At 47.8% G+C, this 18,609-nt stretch carries 15 protein-coding genes; 6 read left to right on the forward strand and 9 right to left on the reverse strand.

Annotated elements, in window-relative coordinates; translation table 11 throughout:
* Positions 1-2: 2 nt before the first annotated feature.
* On the reverse strand, positions 3-1,514 hold the full coding sequence (locus AC3AP5_RS10645) for an NAD(P)H-hydrate dehydratase (RefSeq protein WP_487326684.1): 1,512 nt from the start codon (positions 1,512-1,514) through the stop codon (positions 3-5).
* Positions 1,515-1,532: 18 nt separating this feature from the next.
* Here AC3AP5_RS10645 and queG point away from each other — a divergent pair, with 18 nt between their 5' ends.
* On the forward strand, positions 1,533-2,684 hold the full coding sequence (gene queG, locus AC3AP5_RS10650) for a tRNA epoxyqueuosine(34) reductase QueG (RefSeq protein WP_487326685.1): 1,152 nt from the start codon (positions 1,533-1,535) through the stop codon (positions 2,682-2,684).
* Position 2,685: 1 nt separating this feature from the next.
* On the opposite strand, the gene AC3AP5_RS10655 is transcribed toward queG, so the two are convergent.
* A complete protein-coding gene (locus AC3AP5_RS10655; RefSeq protein WP_040487456.1) occupies positions 2,686-2,889 on the reverse strand; it encodes a YheV family putative zinc ribbon protein in 204 nt (67 codons plus the stop codon).
* A gap of 116 nt (positions 2,890-3,005) precedes the next feature.
* On the opposite strand from AC3AP5_RS10655, the gene AC3AP5_RS10660 reads away from it, so the two are divergent.
* Genes AC3AP5_RS10660 through AC3AP5_RS10670 form a run of 3 tightly spaced genes read left to right on the forward strand, consistent with a single transcriptional unit; the run spans position 3,006 to position 6,147 of the window.
* Entirely contained in the window at positions 3,006-4,931 is a 1,926-nt protein-coding gene (locus tag AC3AP5_RS10660; RefSeq protein WP_487326686.1) for an ATP-binding cassette domain-containing protein, read from the forward strand.
* Entirely contained in the window at positions 4,928-5,917 is a 990-nt protein-coding gene (locus AC3AP5_RS10665) for a hydrolase (RefSeq protein ID WP_487326687.1), read from the forward strand. Before AC3AP5_RS10660 ends, AC3AP5_RS10665 begins: the two co-directional genes overlap by 4 nt.
* A complete protein-coding gene (locus tag AC3AP5_RS10670) occupies positions 5,914-6,147 on the forward strand; it encodes a YheU family protein (RefSeq protein WP_006953810.1) in 234 nt (77 codons plus the stop codon). Before AC3AP5_RS10665 ends, AC3AP5_RS10670 begins: the two co-directional genes overlap by 4 nt.
* Here the strand turns inward: AC3AP5_RS10670 and cysQ are convergent.
* Both cysQ and nudE read right to left on the reverse strand, forming a co-directional pair.
* Positions 6,134-6,967, reverse strand: coding sequence for a 3'(2'),5'-bisphosphate nucleotidase CysQ (cysQ, locus tag AC3AP5_RS10675; protein WP_487326688.1), 834 nt, complete (start codon positions 6,965-6,967; stop codon positions 6,134-6,136). The genes AC3AP5_RS10670 and cysQ overlap by 14 nt on opposite strands.
* An 11-nt stretch (positions 6,968-6,978) precedes the next feature.
* Positions 6,979-7,527, reverse strand: coding sequence for an ADP compounds hydrolase NudE (gene nudE, locus AC3AP5_RS10680; protein WP_006953812.1), 549 nt, complete (start codon positions 7,525-7,527; stop codon positions 6,979-6,981).
* Between the two features lie 151 nt (positions 7,528-7,678).
* On the opposite strand from nudE, the gene sthA reads away from it, so the two are divergent.
* Positions 7,679-9,094 carry a Si-specific NAD(P)(+) transhydrogenase gene (gene sthA / locus AC3AP5_RS10685; protein WP_040487486.1) on the forward strand — a complete coding sequence of 472 codons (1,416 nt, stop codon included), beginning with the start codon at positions 7,679-7,681 and terminating at the stop codon, positions 9,092-9,094.
* Here the strand turns inward: sthA and envZ are convergent.
* From envZ to AC3AP5_RS10710, 5 genes are all read right to left on the reverse strand, one after another.
* Positions 9,091-10,404 carry a two-component system sensor histidine kinase EnvZ gene (envZ, locus tag AC3AP5_RS10690; protein WP_487326689.1) on the reverse strand — a complete coding sequence of 438 codons (1,314 nt, stop codon included), beginning with the start codon at positions 10,402-10,404 and terminating at the stop codon, positions 9,091-9,093. The two genes, sthA and envZ, sit on opposite strands and share 4 nt — an antisense overlap.
* Positions 10,404-11,129: an osmolarity response regulator transcription factor OmpR gene (gene ompR, locus AC3AP5_RS10695; RefSeq protein ID WP_286682170.1), complete on the reverse strand. Its 726-nt coding sequence runs from the start codon at positions 11,127-11,129 to the stop codon at positions 10,404-10,406. Before ompR ends, envZ begins: the two co-directional genes overlap by 1 nt.
* 85 nt (positions 11,130-11,214) lie before the next feature.
* Complete coding sequence (locus AC3AP5_RS10700; RefSeq protein WP_487326690.1) at positions 11,215-14,421, reverse strand: efflux RND transporter permease subunit; 3,207 nt, start codon at positions 14,419-14,421, stop codon at positions 11,215-11,217.
* Entirely contained in the window at positions 14,414-15,415 is a 1,002-nt protein-coding gene (locus tag AC3AP5_RS10705) for an efflux RND transporter periplasmic adaptor subunit (protein ID WP_487326691.1), read from the reverse strand. The genes AC3AP5_RS10700 and AC3AP5_RS10705 overlap by 8 nt, the downstream gene beginning before the upstream one ends.
* A 40-nt stretch (positions 15,416-15,455) precedes the next feature.
* On the reverse strand, positions 15,456-18,002 hold the full coding sequence (locus tag AC3AP5_RS10710) for an EAL domain-containing protein (protein WP_487326692.1): 2,547 nt from the start codon (positions 18,000-18,002) through the stop codon (positions 15,456-15,458).
* A gap of 97 nt (positions 18,003-18,099) precedes the next feature.
* Between AC3AP5_RS10710 and greB the strand changes: the two genes are divergently transcribed.
* Entirely contained in the window at positions 18,100-18,609 is a 510-nt protein-coding gene (gene greB, locus AC3AP5_RS10715) for a transcription elongation factor GreB (RefSeq protein ID WP_286682174.1), read from the forward strand.

Genomic DNA, 18,609 nt, shown 5'->3' on the forward strand with positions numbered 1-18,609 from the left:
GACTACTCCGGTATCCAACCGTTCACTAATTTACGAATAATTGGCATTAAGTCACTCGCTAAAGTACCCCGTGGCGCTTTTGAGCCGGCCACCTCTCCCGCGACGGCATGCCAGTATACTCCTGCGGTCAGCGCCTGTGCAGGTGCTAAACCTTGTGCGACTAAGGCACCTATTAATCCAGCCAAACAGTCTCCCATGCCGCCAGAGGCCATTGCCGGCGAGCCGCGGTCGATCAGCCAATTGCCCCGGGTTGAACTGATTAAACTGCCTGCGCCTTTTAATACGATCTGTGCATGATACTGATTATGCAGCGATAACGCATGTTCGAATCGGTTGGCCTCGATATCTCGCGTGTTGCATTTTAGTAAGCGCGCGGCTTCTCCAGGGTGAGGCGTTAGAATCAGCTGCGAACTATGCACAGGGTCTTGCGCCAACCAGTATAGCCCATCGGCATCAATAACTTTGCAGGTGTTGACGGCCATGCATGCTTGGTAAATTTTATACCCCCATTCATCACGCCCAAGTCCCGGGCCGACAACCAGCGAGGTTGCTGCGTTTAAAAGGTGGTTAAGTTGCTCTGGCGCTTCAACGCCGTGCACCATTGCTTCCGGTTGTTGACTCGCGATAATACCTACATTACTCGGATGACACGCAACTGACACTTTACCTGCGCCCGCTCGTAACGCCGCAACCATAGCTAGGATAGCCGCACCGGGCATACCAGGGCCGGCACCGACAATCAGCACATGACCATGCGTTCCCTTATGAGAGTGGGCAACACGATCACCTAACCAGCTGTACGGATTTTCTGTCACACGTCGCCACGCTGGCTGCTCTAATCGTTCAAAGTACTTACCAGCCCCCAAATCTGCTAACACAATTCGTCCGACGTGACCTGGGCTGGCGCCCGTAAAGAGCCCTCGTTTGTACGCAATCATTGTGACCGTAACCTGCGCGACAATTGCCTCACCCATAATACAGCCACTATCGGCATTAATGCCTGTTGGAACGTCAATCGCAAGTACTGGTACGCGAGACTTGTTAAGTGCTCTGACCCATTCCGCGAGCGCTCCTTCAACAGGTCGACTTAAACCAATGCCAAACACCGCATCGACAATCAGGTCGTAATCATTTGCTGTGCAATCAGTTAGCGGTCTTTCCTCAAGTCCCAGCTCACGACACGCGCGTCGCGCTTGCACAGCAGGCTCATGGCTAGTCTGCTTCAGCTCAGCTTTTGCGTTCAATGCATACAGAGACACTTTGTAACCTGCTTGATGGGCTAAACGCGCGACGATATAACCATCACCACCGTTGTTGCCCTCTCCACAGCAGACTGCAATAGAAGCCCCCACGCCCACTATTCGCTCGAGCTCCCCAAACACAGAACGACCTGCCAGAGACATCAACTGCCCTAGGCTGTATCCTGCTAATTCGCCAGCACGCGCTTCACTGCGTTGTAGCTGTTCTGCACAGTATAGATTCTGTGCTAAGCTGATGGACTGTGACGTTTCCATGCTAAAGCTCCCAACATCATGTCGAATTCTTCAATGTATTCTAGTTTGTCTTACACCGAACTTGAACAATTAGCCCAAAAAATCAAGCAATGGGGCCGAGAACTAGGCTTTCAGAAGGTCGGCATTGCCGATCTTGATTTACAAAAGCACGAGGCCACTCTACAGAACTGGTTAGATAAAGGCTATCACGGAGAAATGGGGTTTATGGAGCGCCACGGGATGCTACGCGCACGACCTGCTGAACTTCACCCAGGTTCTGTCAGAGCCATCTCAGTGCGTATGAACTATTTACCGGCCGAGGCAGGCTTTGCAAAAACACTCAATAATGACCGACTGGGCTATATTTCACGCTACTCACTGGGTCGTGACTATCATAAACTACTACGAAAACGCCTCAAGCAATTAGGCGACAAAATAAAGGCAGAATTCGCTGACACAGACTTTCGTCCATTTGTCGATTCCGCCCCCATAATGGAGCGCCCTCTCGCCGAAAAGGCGGGATTAGGCTGGACTGGCAAACACACTTTAATACTCGATAAAGACAGCGGTTCTTGGTTTTTCTTGGGGGAGCTATTAATCAACTTACCACTTCCAATTGATAGCCCAGTCGAAGAGGCCTGTGGTAGCTGTTCGGCGTGCATGACCATTTGCCCTACCCAAGCCATTGTCGCCCCTTATGAACTCGATGCTCGACGCTGTATTTCTTATTTAACTATCGAACTAAAAGGTAGCATTCCTGAGGATTTGCGCCCGCTTATGGGAAACCGTATCTACGGTTGTGACGACTGTCAGCTTATCTGCCCATGGAATCGCTACGCACAACTGACTGACGAAGCGGACTTTAATCCACGCCATTATTTGCACACACCGGAACTGCTTGCGCTGTGGCAGTGGGATGAGGAGACCTTTGACCAACGGTTACAGGGGTCTCCGATTCGGCGCATTGGTCACGAGTGTTGGTTACGTAACATTGCGGTTGCGCTGGGTAATGCACAAGCAGACGCTGAAGTTATTGAAGCGCTCGAATGGCGCAGTGGTCAAGTCTCGGAAATGGTACAAGAGCATATTGATTGGGCGCTCGACCGGCAACGCAGCGGCGCAGCGCAAGTGACACAACAACTTAAGCGTTTAGTGCGAGCCGTCAGTAAAGGGCTACCTCGCGACGCTTAACTTACTCGGGCTTAAATACACCAATCACTTGATCGAATTCGCGCTCGCTCCCCGTGCCCTGCTGCTTGGGTTCACTAAAGCGGTGTTTACACTTCACGCACTCGACTTGTTCAACATCGTTCTCAATGAACAGCATCAAGGTGTCCATACTGTCGCACTTGGGACAGGTCGCACCGGCAATAAATCGTTTCTTTTGACGTGCCACGACAGCTCCTATGTCATAAACTACTCGGTCAATGTTACCATAGTTAAGTTGGTCAGCCCATGAAATTGGCAGACGCCCATTCACGCTCGCAGTTGAGGATTGAATAGACATTAACCATGATAAAAGCCAATCACATTTCATTAATGCGCGGCGGAAAAACGCTGCTTTCGGATACCAGTTTTACGATCTTTCCCCAACACCGGATCGGTTTGATTGGTAAAAATGGCTGTGGTAAATCCTCGCTATTTGCGCTTTTTCGTGACGAGTTACAACTTGAAGAGGGCGAGTTGCAACTACCCAACGAATGGCGAATCGCTAGCGTTGCTCAGGAAACACCCGCCCTAGCGCGTTCAGCTATTGATTACGTGATGGACGGTGATCAAGGCTTTCGGACGGCCGAGCAAGCTCTGCAAGCAGCCGAAGCTAAGGGAGATGGTCATGCCATTGCGCATAGTCATGAGCAATTGGCTCAACTTGGCGCGTACGATATTCGTTCGCGCGCAGCGATGTTGCTCGATGGCTTAGGCTTTCTACCAGAGCAGATTGAGCAGCCGGTAAGCGCCTTTTCTGGTGGATGGCGTATGCGTCTTAATTTGGCGCAAGCATTGATTGCCCCATCTGACCTGATGTTGCTGGATGAGCCTACTAACCACTTAGATGTTGATGCTATTTTTTGGCTCGAATCATGGCTAAAAAGCTACTCAGGCACTTTGGTTATCATTTCGCATGATCGTGATTTCTTGGATAATGTCGCCACTGATATTCTGCATGTGGAGAACCAAGGTATCTCGAGCTACACCGGTAACTACTCACAATTTGAGCACCAGCGCGCCGAACACCTCATGCAACAGCAAAGTGCATACGAAAAAGCACAAGCCATTAAAAAACATATGCAGGCTTATGTAGACCGGTTTCGTTATAAAGCGAGTAAAGCCAAGCAAGCACAAAGCCGCTTAAAAGCGATTGAGAAGCTGTCAGTCCAAGCCCCCCTGCAGGCCGAGCGGGGTATCGACTTTGAATTCTTGCCGCCGACTAAATTACCTAACCCGCTCATTAATATGCGTGAAGTAAAAGCGGGCTATGGCGAAACCGTCATTCTTGAGAACATTAAACTCAATCTAGTGCCCGGCACCCGAATGGGGTTGCTTGGGCGTAACGGAGCGGGTAAATCGACGTTAATTAAAACCCTATCTGGCGCGCTCGAACCGCTTGCAGGCGAGCGAACCCTCAGCCAGGGTGTCTCTATCGGCTACTTTGCCCAGCATCAACTCGAAGCACTCGATCCCGAAGCTTCCCCATTGTTACATCTACAACGTTTGGATAGTCATGCCACGGAACAACAGCTACGCGACTTTATTGGTGGCTTCGGTTTTTCAGGTGACCAAGCGCTGGCACCTGTCGCTCCCATGTCTGGAGGCGAAAAAGCAAGATTAGCTCTGGCGCTTATCATTTATCAAAAGCCTAACCTTCTTTTACTCGATGAGCCCACCAACCATTTAGATATTGGTTTACGCGACGCGCTCGTTAACGCTTTGCAAGCGTTTGAGGGAGCACTTATTGTAGTATCGCATGATCGTCACCTACTCCGCACAACGGTCGACGAATTCTATCGCGTACACGATGGAAGCGTAGAGCCATTTCCAGGCGACTTAGATCAATACCACGAGTGGCTCGAGCAGCAAGCGAAACAACGGCGTGAAAAAAGTACGAGTAACACGAGCACACACAACGATACTAAGCTCGATCGCAAAGAACAAAAGCGACGCGACGCCGAGTTTCGCAAGGAAACAAAGCCCCTTCGAGACACTATCGCCCAATCTGAGACACAGCTAGAAAAAATCGCTGAAGCATTGGCAGAGGTTCATCAGTCACTCTCCGAGAGTACGATTTATGAGACCGAAAATAAGCATAAATTAAATAAGTTACTTGATGAGCAACGTAATTTACAGACCGAACAGGACCGACTCGAATCGCGCTGGATGGAAGCTGAAGAAGCGCTTGCTGAAATGACTGAAAAGTTTGAACAGGACACGCACGGATGAGCACTATCGAATCATTCAACCCAAGTGCCTGGCTGCGACCGCCACATATTCAAACATTACTTCCTCGCTTGGTTTTCCGTCGCCGCCAATGGTACGGTCAATGGGAGACTTTTGCGCTCAACGATGGTGACTTCATCGAGTTGTGCTGGCACCCCCACGCAACCCCTGATAGCCAACGACCGCTGGTGGTGTTGTTTCACGGTCTCGAAGGGTCTGTAGACTCCCCCTATATTTGGCAAACGATGGAGGAGCTTGCGGAGCACGGCATCGACTCAGTTGTTATGCACTTCCGTGGGTGTGGTAAAACACCGATTAATCGCTTGCCGCGAGCTTATCACTCGGGTGATATCGGCGACCCAACAGCCGTCATCGTGGCATTGAGAGAGCGCTATCCTAACCGGTCAATACATACTATCGGTTTTAGCTTGGGCGGTAACATGCTTGTACAATTGATGAGTACCGAATTGGCTGATGTCCTGACCAGCGCTGCGGTGTGTTGTGCGCCACTTGACTTGATGAGCTGCTCAAAGCGAATTGATCGCGGTTTTTCACGTCTCTACCGAAAGTACCTCCTGACTCCACTTAAACAGAAGTTCACAATTAAACAGCAACGTGGCATGTTCAAGGATTGTACGCATCTTAATAGCCTAGATGTGAACAAAATGACGAGTTTTCTGGAGTTCGATGATAAGGTGACGGCACCACTGCATGGATTTAATGACGTTGAGGATTATTATCATCGCGCCAGCGGAAAACAGTTTCTTAAACAAGTTAGGAAACCGACATTGATTGTGCATGCCAATGACGATCCGTTTTTAGGTCCCGATGTCGTACCTCATCCAGACGAAATGAACCCGCACGTTACTTATGAAAAGCATCCACATGGCGGGCACATGGGATTTATTAATTATCAACATCGGTTTTACAGTTGGCTTCCAACGAGATTAGTGAAGTGGGTGAGTGAAAAAGAGGCAGAACAATTATGATGATACCGTGGCAGGAACTCGACGCCGAAACGCTCAACAACATTATTGAAGCCGTTATTTTGCGAGAAGGCACCGATTATGGTGAGCGCGAGCTTAGCTTAGCAACCAAAGTTGAACAATTGCATTCGCGCCTAAAAGAAGGCCAAGCAGTACTGGTTTATTCAGAGCTTCACGAGACCGTCGACATTGTCGATAAAGACGCTGTCACCGGCGATCTCAACGAAAGTTAGGTGGGTGAGCTATAAACACAGCTTGCCAGTCCACCTCAGGGTCGCCCAAAACATAAAAGTTAGGGTTCAGTAAACTTTCAGTTTCGTTATAAGTAATCGGCTCGAAATTTTCATTTAATAAACTGCCCCCTGCCTCAGTTACAATGACTTGAGACGCAGCAGTATCCCACTCACCGGTGGGTCCTAACCGCAAAAAGCAGTCTGCTTTTCCCTCAGCAATAAAGCAGGCTTTTAATGAACAACTCCCTGTTGGCAAAGGCTGAATATCGCGTTCGGTTTGAACACGCGCCATCACTTTGTGTCGCGGCTGACGGCGGCTTATAGCTAATATCAGGGGATCATGTTGAGGATTGTTCAGCTTTCGGACCGAAATCGCCTGCTTTTGTCCCAGTGCATGCTTGTAGGCACCCTGCTCTCTTATTGCTGAATAGAGTGTTTCACCTGGTGGCCAATAAATAACGCCAATGCTGGGCTGTCTTTCTTCAATGTAGGCAATGTTGACTGCAAAGTCTCCAGACCGAGCAATAAACTCTTGCGTCCCATCAATGGGGTCAATTAAAAAGTAAGAGGACCAGCTTGCCCGTGTACTGAGTTTCTCATGACGACTTTCTTCGGATAACACCGGAATATTTGGAAATGCCTTTTTGAGGGAGGCAACAATGAACTCGCTGGCTTTGATATCAGCAGTGGTAACGGGCGATTCATCGGCCTTTTCAGCCGTTGCAAATGCGCCGCTATCATAGAGTTCCATGACGAGTTTACCAGCATCACGAGCGACTTCGGCGAGTTTTTCAGCAATCTCAGTTAAACTAAATTGCACAGTTCGTACCTTTATTTTTTTAATTGGCGTAAAGTCATCAATAACGCCGCGACACTTCGCGCTTCTGTGAAATCCGGTTGTGCGAGGAGCTCATCTACGTTATCGAGTGACCAAACAATTTGCTCAAGAGGTTCCGGCTCGTCGCCAGCAAGCTGCTCAGGATAAAGTGAGCGTGCAGTAAACAACGTCATCTTAGCGGAAAAAAACTGAGGGGCCATGGTAACTTCGGCAAGTCGATTAAGTTCTTCACAGCCAAAACCAATCTCTTCTTTAAGCTCACGTTGAGCTGCTTGCTCAGGTGTTTCGCCGGGATCGATGAGTCCCTTCGGAAAGCCAAGTTGGTAATCATGCAGGCCGGCTGCGTATTCCCGAATGAGCATAATGTGCTGGTCGTCAACAAACGGTACAACCATGACAGCGCCACGCCCGCTCCCCTGCATGCGCTCGAATTGTCGCTGCTCACCATTACTGAATTTAAGATCGACGGCTTCGATACGTAGCAAGCGACTTTGCGCAACTACTTCGCGTTTAAGTACTTTAGGAACTTGTCGTGATGCCATGTACTGCTCCTCCTATGCTCCCCCTACTATAACGTCTCAAAACGCTAACGCTAGTATTAAACCTGACAAAAATATTCACATTAGGCGCATAACTGCCGCTAATGTTATGATATAGAAAGCATTTCAAGCAGGATCAGCAGTGAGGTGGAAGGTGACTAAACATAAAGCAACCGAAGCAAATTTTGATGTTGCCGTTATCGGGACAGGTCCCGGCGGCGAAGGCGCTGCTATGCAGCTTGCCAAAAATGGTAAGAAAGTCGCGGTCATTGAACGTCACGATTCTATAGGTGGAGGCTGCACGCACTGGGGAACGATTCCCTCAAAGGCGCTACGGCACTCTGTAAGTCGACTGATTGAATACAATAATAGCCCATTATTTACTGGCGTGGGTTGGCAAAGTGGCATGACATTCTCGCAGATTCTGCATTACGCATCGGGCGTCATTCGCAAACAAGTTAAATTGCGGTCTTCGTTTTACGACCGCAACCATGTCACCGTTATTCACGGTAATGCATCGTTCATCGATCAAAATCGCCTTAAAGTGACCAAAAATGATGGCTCATTCGACTTTCTGAATGTTGACCAAATCGTCATTGCCACAGGCTCGCGTCCTTATCATCCAACCGATATCGACTTTGACCATCCACGTATTTACGATTCCGACACTGTTTTAAGCCTTAACCATGATCCTAAAAATATTTTGATTTACGGTGCGGGTGTTATCGGAAGCGAATACGCAAGTATTTTCCGAGGCATGGGCGTTAAAGTTGATCTCATCAACCAACGTGAGCGCTTACTATCGTTCTTAGATGCTGAAATATCTGACGCACTAAGCTACCATTTACGGAATAACGGTGTGGTCATTCGTCATAACGAAGAGTATGAAAGTATTCGTGGGTATGACGATAAAGTTATTCTTAAAACAAAATCTGGCAAAGTCATGCAAGCCGACTGTTTGCTTTTTGCTAATGGCCGCTCCGGTAATATTGAGGCGCTCAATTGTGACGCCGTCGGGCTAAAACCGAACTATCGTGGACAACTGGAAGTGGATGAAAATTATCGCACTCAGGTCGATAATATATACGCCGTCGGCGATATAATTGGCTATCCTAGTTTGGCGAGTGCTGCCTATGATCAAGGTCGCATTTGCGCCACCGCGCTATTACACGGTAGCTGTGATAAGGCGTTAATATCGAACATCCCGACCGGCATTTATACGATCCCAGAGATCAGTTCCGTTGGAAAATCTGAAGAAGAACTTACAGAAGCCAAAGTACCTTACGAAGTCGGTAGAGCACAATTCAAACACCTCGCGCGCGCGCAAATATCTGGTAACGATGTCGGTTGTTTGAAAATTCTCTTCCATCGCGAATCCCGTGAGATTCTTGGTTTGCATTGTTTTGGCGAGCGCGCTTCAGAAATCATTCATATCGGTCAAGCCATTATGGAACAGAAAAACGGTGGTAACACTGTTGATTATTTCGTTAATACAACGTTTAACTATCCAACCATGGCAGAGGCATACCGGGTAGCAGCTTTGAATGGTATTAACCGGCTCGGAAACTAACCCGAAAGGGCTTTGCGTAGCGGCAAATCGATACGCACGCAGAGCCCGCCTTCATCTTGATTCCGCAGTGTAATACGACCATTGTGGCGGTCGACGATGCGCTTAATGATAGCCAAGCCTAGACCAGACCCCACTCCACCGCGCGCTTTATCGCCTTGTGTAAAGGGTTGGAACAAGCTCTGTTGTTGCTCTTCAGGAATGCCCGGACCATCATCAGCGACCGAAAACCACACGGTTTTACTCTGCTTGTCGTATCCCGATCGCACACAGGCCTTGCTGCGCCCATAACGCTCTGCATTTTCTAACAAGTTCACGACCACTCGTTTTATCGATAGCGGACGTACCCAAACAAGAGGGCAATCGCCCAAATCAGCACTGAACGTTTTCTCCCAACTATCGGGCAAGTTTGCCAGCGTTTGCTCGAGCAACTCATTTAAAGATTCACGCGATGCCTTTTCTTGCTGATCAAGCCGCACATAGTCAATAAACTGATCGATGATATCATTCATATCATCGACATCCTCGACGATTCCTCGCGCCAAGTAATCTTCCGATTCGGGCATCATTTCTGCAGCTAAACGAATGCGTGTGAGGGGTGTTCTTAGATCGTGTGAGACCCCTGCCATCAACAGGTTACGATCGTTTTCCAGCTCTTTAATCCCACGCGACATCTGGTTAAATGCCTTCGTCACTGACATGATTTCACTGGCGCCTTTCTCACTCAACTGCTCAGGGAACTCACCTCGCCCCACCTGTTGAGCCGCGTTTTCAAGCGCTTTGAGTGGTCGGTTGAGCCAATTCGCAAACAGAATCCCGCCCAGAACGCTAAGTACACCAATTACGACAAGGTAGATAACTAACGGTGAAAATTCGCCAGAGTGAAGACTTTCTAATGGCACTCTTACCCAATATCGCGGCGCTTGCGGTGGCTTTACCCAAATGAAAAATGCTTGCCCCTGCGAGACGCGTACCTCTGCCGGTCCATTTAAATGCTTTGACATTAAACTAGATAAGTAACCGTAATAAGTCGTCTTTTCTAAGCCTTCAACTTCTGCTTGTTCATCTGAAAAAACACGAATGCCCGTAGCATTGTAAAACGCTACAGCAAGTGACTCATTTTGACTCGATAGAACGCGATCGCTAATAAACATAGTGCGTATTTGTTTAGCGACCAATTGCGACATTTGCTCAATAGACGGCTTTACAACGTAGTTACTTACCATCAAATACGACACTATTTGATTCAATAACAAAACCAGTGCAAGCAAACCGACCGTACGGGCAAATGCCGATTTAGGAAATAACTTCATTAATTTTTAAGCTTTCCATCGGGTACGAATACATAACCTAAACCCCATACCGTTTGGATGTAGCGGGGTTTAGCTGGATCCGTTTCGAGCATGCGGCGTAGACGAGATACTTGCACATCGATAGAGCGCTCGAGAGCACTGTAGTCTCTTCCGCGAGCTAAGTTCATTAGCTTATCGCGCGAGAGCGGTTCACGAGGATGACTCACGAGCGCTTTGAGTACGGCAAACTCACCACTGGTCAGTGGCATCGGTGTATCACCGTCAAACATTTCGCGAGTGCCGAGATTAAGTCGATAGGTTCCAAAGGTAATTTCTTGGTCATCTTGTGAAGGAGCACCTGGTGCTTCTACACCTCGACGCCGCAGCACAGCACGAATACGCGCCAGCAATTCGCGCGGATTGAACGGTTTTGCTAAATAATCATCCGCGCCGAGCTCCAGACCAATAATACGATCGACTTCATCACCTTTGGCTGTCAGCATAATCACTGGAATCGTGTTATTCGCCTGACGTAGACGTTTGCAAATTGATAAGCCATCTTCGCCCGGCAGCATTAAATCAAGTACTAATAAATGATAGTTTTCTCGCGTTAACAGGCGATCCATTTGTTCAGCATCCGAGGCAACGCGTACCTGAAAACCTTGTTCATTTAAGTAGCGCTCTAAGAGCGAACGTAAACGTGCGTCGTCATCGACAACCAATATTTTAAACGTTTCCTGACCCATGATGTTCCCTGACTTAAACCATTCTAGACTGTTAAGATAGCGCGAGATCCATCACTAATGAAGCTCGCGTGTGTTAACAAATGTGTCAATCTTGCGCCAAAGAGCGGCTGTCTGCAAGCCAAGGGTAGAGTGCATAATAAAGTAAAGGCACGACCACTAATGTCAGTAACGTTGATACAGCAAGTCCAAAGATGAGCGATATCGCTAGGCCATTAAAGATAGGGTCACTCAGGATAAAGTAGGCCCCCACCATGGCTGATATCGCTGTTAAAGCAATCGGCTTTAACCTTACAGCTCCTGCGAGCACAACCGCCTTTTCCAATGCCATACCGCGGGCAATACGCTGTCGAATAAAGACCACAATCAGAATTGAATTACGCACAATAATACCTGCTAACGCAATCATGCCAATCATTGATGTGGCGGTGAACTCTTTATCCAGTAACCAGTGACCCGGCAGAATTCCGACTAAAGTCAGTGGTATTGGAGACATGATCACCAAAGGCATCAAATAAGATCGGAATTGTGCCACGAGCAGAACAAAAATCATAAATATGCCAACACTGTAGGCGATGCCCATGTCGCGAAAGGTTTCATAGGTAATTTGCCATTCACCTTCCCATTTGATGGCGACTGGGCCTTCGGCACTCGGCTCATTAATAAAATATTGCTCGGGCGCGTTCTCCAGCTTAGACACCTGATCGGCGATGGCTAGCATACCGTAAATCGGCGAATCCGTTTCGCCAGCCATATTACCCTGCACATAAGTTACGGGTCGCAAATCTTTGTGGTAGATACTACCTTGCCATTGCTGCTGTTCAAATTGCGCAAAGCTACTCAGGGGAATCGAATCACCTGCTCGGCTGACAATAGGCAGGCTCAACCAGTCGTTTTGACTAGCTCGCATTTCCGATGGTAGTTGCAGCCAAATCGGTACGGCATACTTCGCGTAGGGATCATTTAAATAGCCGGCTGGTTTTCCGCCACTCAGCGTTTCTACCGTTTGCGCTGCGTTCGCTTGTGACAGCCCCGCTTTGGCCGCGGCGTCACGATCAATCGTCAATTGCCATTTAGGAGCCGACTCAGTTATCGAACTATCGACATCAACAACACCCGGTACACCCTGCATCAACTGAGTCAGTTTTTCTGCCAGCGCCGCTTGAGCGGCCATCGTGCCACCATAGATCTCCGCTACAATGGGTGCGAAAACCGGTGGCCCCGGTGGCACTTCGACCACTTTGACACGACCTCCATTATGCTCAGCAATCTCTGTCAACGTATTCCGGATAGCTAAGGCGATGGTATGTGAATCACGTTCACGATCTGACTTATGCTGTAGCTGAACCTGTATATCACCTTGATAGGGTGCGCTGCGTAAATAATATTGGCGTACCAAACCATTGAAGTTGATAGGACTTGCGGTGCCAGCGTAGCGTTGCCAACCCTCGACTTCATCGACAGTATCTAAAAAATCTGTCATTTCGCCCAGTACTCGCTGAGTCTCAAGCGCTGAGCTTGACTCGGGCATATCTAATACAATCTGAAGTTCAGACTTATTGTCAAAGGGAAGCATCTTAAGGATCACCGCCTGATTGACAGGCAAAAGAATACTTCCTATTAACAGCCCGAAAATACCTAATCCCAAGAAAAAACGTCGTTTGCGATATTGCGAACCTATAAATGCACCTAACACGCGATTAAACACATTTAAAACTTTATCGGGTGCACCATCCTCTGGGTCGGACGTATTATTGTTGTCATGACGCTGGCTCTTTAACAGACGCAGTGCTAACCATGGTGCAACGATGAATGCCATCAACTGGGAGAAAACCATACCGGCGGATGCATTAATCGGTATCGGGCTCATATATGGACCCATCAACCCTGAAACAAACGCCATTGGTAATAACGCTGCAATGATCGTTAACGTTGCCATGATAGTTGGTGAGCCCACTTCATCTACAGCTTGTGGAATTAACGTCTTAGCCGGCTGTTTTGAAAGCCCCAAGCGACGGTGAATATTCTCGGTGATGACAATACCATCATCGACTAAAATGCCGATTGAGAATATCAGTGCGAACAAAGATACCCGGTTAAGAGTGAAGCCCCAAAACCAGCTAAAAACCAGAGTAAACAACAGCGTCACTAGGACGACAACACCAACAATTAACGATTGGCGCCAGCCCATGGTCAATAGTACAAGTACGATCACTGAGACGGTTGCCGAAATAAGATCAGTAATCAGCTTATTGGACTTTTCAGCCGCGGTTTGCCCATAGTTTCGGGTAATTTGTACATCGACATCTGCCGGAATCAGTCGGTTTTGCAACTTATCCAAACTTGATTTAACCGATTCTGCTACATCGATTGCATTTTCACCCGGTTTTTTGGCAACTGTGATTGTGACTGCGGGTGCATCGACCGACCCTCCTGAGCTCAGTACTGAATGATGGACTTGCACATCCGAATCACTCACATCTGCAACATCACTCAAATATACGGGCGCATTATCATAAGTGGCGACAACAACCTGTTTTAAGTCTTCGATTGAACTCAGTGGCTGGCCTACTTGTAATGGAATCGACTGCCCGTTGGCTACAATACGTTGCTCTGCGCTGACCATATTGCTCTGCTGTAAGGCTTGCTGTAGCGACTCAACCGATACCTTATAGCGCGCTAACGCAGCAGGTTGAATGGTTAAGTTGACTGACCGGGGTACGCTGCCAAGCGTTCTTATGTCGCGAGTACCAGGGATCTGCTTAAGCGCGATTTCAAGGCGGTGTGCGATCGCTGTTAATGATTGAGCGCTTTTTACCGAATCCTTCCCACGCAAAGTCAGCGTCATAATCGGCACGTCATCAATGCCTTTCGGTTTAATGATAGGTTGTCCAATACCTAACTGCATAGGAAACCAATCGGCATTTGACTGCACTTTATTATACAAGCGCACTAAAGCTTGCTGTCGCGACAGTCCAACCTCAAATTGAACAGTCAGAATACCCATCCCCGGGCTAGCAACCGAGTAAACATGCTCGACATCGGACATTTCGCTGAGAACTTGTTCTCCAGGAGTGGTAATCAGACTCTCGACTTGCTGTCGACTCGCCCCCGGGAATGCCACCATGACATCCGCCATCGTGACATCAATCTGCGGTTCCTCCTCTTTCGGCGTCACCCAAACAGCGATAACGCCCAATACAACAGCTAATAAGATAATCAGCGGTGTCAACTGAGAATGCTGAAAAATACGGGCTATATGGCCCGACGGACCGAGAGAATCAGCGTTACTCATAATGGATCTGACTCCAATCTTCTAGCACACGTTCGCCCGCCTTGAGCCCGGCTTGAATCTCAACCTGTTGCTGATCCACACGTCCAGTGTACACTTGTCTTAATTGAGGACCTTTTTCGCTATCCATTACGTAGACCGCTCGCAGCTCGCCGTCGATACGCACGGCCGACCGAGGAACTTCAATAACGGTGCGTTCACCTATTTTTAACCATACATCAACCGCAGAACCGGGTAATACACGCAGGCCTTGTGATGGCATCATCATACGTAGTCTAAAACTATGGCTAGGCAGTTCAGCGTAGGGAAAAAACGTCAATTGATTTGCGTCGATAAACGCGCCGTCGCCCAAGGCAATTTTTGCAGTCGAGAAATTTCTGGCTGTGGCATTAAACTGCTGAGGCACCTCAACCACGACACGGAGTTGTTCGAGTGATAAACCAGTGATCAAACGCTGCCCCGGTTGTACCGACTCGCCCAATTCAACCCAACGATCCGTCACGATGCCGGCATAGGGCGCTTTTACCCGAGTATAAGAGAGTTGTTTTTGCGCTTCTTCAACCGCTGCCTTAGCTTGCTTTACAGCTGATTGAGCTCGATCAAGTGCGGTTTTGGCCTGATCTAACTCCGAGGTGGACGCGACATTCTGCTCAAATAGTTGCTGCACACGTTCATATTGCTTCCGAGTCTGGCTCAGTGTCGCTTCAGCACTGGATAACCCGGCTTCACGTTGTTGCAAGCGCGCTCGTTGTTCTGAGTCCTCTAGTCGTACTATCAGCTCGCCTTGTGGCACCATATCGTCGACATCAAAAGGCAGCTCTACAACAGTTCCCGCTGTTTGTGCAGAAACCGTGGAGCGCTGCGTCGCTTCGACAACGCCATTTAATTTTAGCCACTCGGGCTGCTGTGTTGCCATCGCTTCTATCGATTGCTGGGCAACAGTAGTGAAGCTCAAAAATAGCGTAGACACTATCAAGAGGAAACGTAGGCTGGTCATTTCAATCTCTTACAATATGTTTTTAGATATAATGATAATATCAGTCTTTTCGCCAATGCGCTAGCGGCTCAGGTCGCCCTAGATAATAACCTTGGAGTTGCTTACAGCCCATTGCCACAAGTCTCTGTTGCTGTGCTTTAGTTTCTACGCCTTCAGCAATAGTTTCTAAGCCTAGGCCATCTGCCAAAGCAATTACTGTCTTAACAATCGCCTCATCACTGCGATCTGACAAGAGATCTTTGACAAAACCTTGGTCAATTTTCAACCGTCTAAGCGGCAATAACTTGAGATAAATCAGAGAGGAATACCCCGTACCGAAGTCATCAAGAGCAAACTGAATACCGATTGACGATATCTCTCTCATCAATTGAGCAATTCCATCAATATCCTCAATCAATACGCTTTCCGTAACTTCCAGTTCGAGATGACGAGCAAGTCGAGGTTCAGTAGCAACGCGGTGCTTCAGATCGCTTAAGAAATCATTCGCTCTCAACTGGCTTGCGCTCACGTTTATCGCCACTATCCAATCATCATGATCAAAGCACGTCGACAGGTTATCCATGTCAGCCATCACTTGGTTCATAACAACAAAATGAAGCTGTGACATTAAGCCATTAGACTCCGCAAGCGGAATAAAATCAGCGGGAGATACTTGCCCATGCTCGTCGTCATACCACCTGAGTAAGGCTTCAAAACCAATACAACGTGCAGGTCCTTCACCGTTATGTAAATATTGGGGTTGGTAATGAAGGGTCAACTGCTCGTGTGTTATTGCGTTTTTTAACGCGTCAAGAAGCAACTGACGCTGATTAAACTCTTGCTGCATATCTTCATTAAAAAATCTAATACACGCCCCACCTGAAACTTTCGCATGCTGAACCGATAAATCAGCAGCCTTCATGGCCTCAATGTAGTCCTTGCAATCGGCCAGGCGAACAACTCCGAAACTAAAAGAGACAAAAAGTTGAGTGTCATCCACTACGAATGGCGCACCGAGTTTAACTTCAAGTTGATTGAGCCACTCATCAAACCCGCTTAGGCGAGATTGATGACCCAGCGTTTGGCTCAGACAATAGAACTCATCGGCTCCTAAGCGACCAACAAATTCCCCAGCGCGGCAGTGAGACCTGATACGTTCACCCACTTGCTTTAATAGTTGGTCACCAATGTCGTGACCGTAACGGTCATTAAATGTCTTAAACTGATCAATATCAATGAACATGAGCCAGTCGGTAGATTTCGAAGAGTGTTTTGAATAACGGTCGGATAAATGCTCGATTAACGTTTGGCGATTGCCTAAATTGGTCAGAGCATCGAACTTCGCAAGCTTATTCACCTGTGATTTTAGCGCCTCGTATTCGGACACGTCGGTAGCGATACCACAAAGACCATTCAAATGTCCGTCAGGTCCGATAAGGGGCACTTTAACCGACCAGAGCAAGCGTTCTTCACCGGTTTTTGGATCAACATGTTGCTCTTGATACGCGAGCCGTTTGCGTGTGCGAAGAACATGACGGTCCTTTTCAGTTAAAAAGTCTGCCAGCGGTTCTGCAAACAGCTCGTAATCATTGCATCCATAGATTTGCTCGACCGGGATCTGCAATAAGTCGGCACAACGTTGGTTTGCGTATTGATATTTAAGATCAAGATCTTTAATAAAGATACAGCCATCAACACTATTGAGAATGACTTCAAGTCGCTTTTCACTCACCGCCAACTGACGTGTTTTGTCAGCGACGCGGCGTGTCAACATACGGTTGAAGATAATAAACCCGACCGTGGATAACAGGAGTGCGGCTATTATGTACCATATCCAGTTGGGTAACTTGATAAAGCTTGCCGTAGGCGCGTACTGATCCAGTATCTGATAGTACGCTGATTTACTATTCGCTTTTAACGATTTGAGTCTGCTGTCTATCACCCTCAGTACATCTCGGTGTTGACCTTTCGGTACAGCGTAGTAAAGCTCAGTCGGCATAAATACGATTGGCGTGCTATCGAGCGCCTTATCCATCACATAGTTGTCACCAAAAAATTGGTTGCTCGCCACCGCATCCACTTCTGCATTTAGTACCTGTTCAAAGCCTTTCTCGAAGCTTTCCACGGGTACTAAGATAAGCGGTGTATCAAACCCCGTAGCGATATCTGTCAAATAGCTTTGCTGAACCGAATCTTCTACGACGGCAATCCGTTTATTTTCGAGATCAAAAATATCGCGAATATTGGCACCCGACCGAGTGTATATTTTTGACCAACTAAGCAACGCGGGTTCGCTATGGGTCGAAATGAATTGATTACGTGAGGGCGTCATCGCCACGTCAGGCAAAATATCAATGTGTCCGGCTTCAAGTAGCGCTAAGCAGTCGGCGAATCGACACATCACAGGTGTCAATTGCCAGTCCTGTTGCTGACTAATCTGAACGAGTAAGTCACCCAAAATACCTGAGATGTTACCCTCTTCTGTTAGCATAAGCTTGGGCGGATTGTCGTACACCCCAACTTTCAGATGCTTTACGGAATCAGCAAAGACATCACTTGCCGGAACGTATAAACTGAGGCCAATAAGAAACGTAAGTACTCTGCGCAACTGATAGTCCTTTGCTAAAGATTAGGTCGGATGACAACACGCATCTACAGGCAGCGTGCATACTTATTAATCTATATATAACATTCATTAAATAATTATGAAAACCAATCTTATCACTCGACGTGGCTTTGATATGTTGCAACGTGAACTCAACCAACTATGGCGAGTAGAGCGGCGCGAAACTGTGGAAAAAGTGTCGTGGGCGGCAAGCCTTGGCGATCGAAGCGAAAACGCCGATTATAAATACAACAAACAAAAATTACGCCGGATAGACAGTCGTATTCGCTACCTGACAAAACGTCTTGACCAACTCAAAGTGGTTGACTATTCACCTCAACAAGACGGGCAAGTATTTTTTGGCGCATTTGTTGAGATAGAGGACGAGCAAGGTACAATCCGTCGTTTTCAGATCGTTGGTCCGGATGAAATCTATGATTCGAAAGACGTTGTGTCTATCGATGCGCCAATGGCAAGAGCACTTTTAAAAAAACATGTTGATGATGAAGTCACTGTTGTGACCCCGAAAGGCGAACAATGTTGGTTCGTCAACAAAATACAATATCATGCCTTTGATGAGTCGTGCGGCGACAATAAAGCCCCGAACTAA

The organism is Idiomarina sp. D18, from assembly GCF_057748155.1.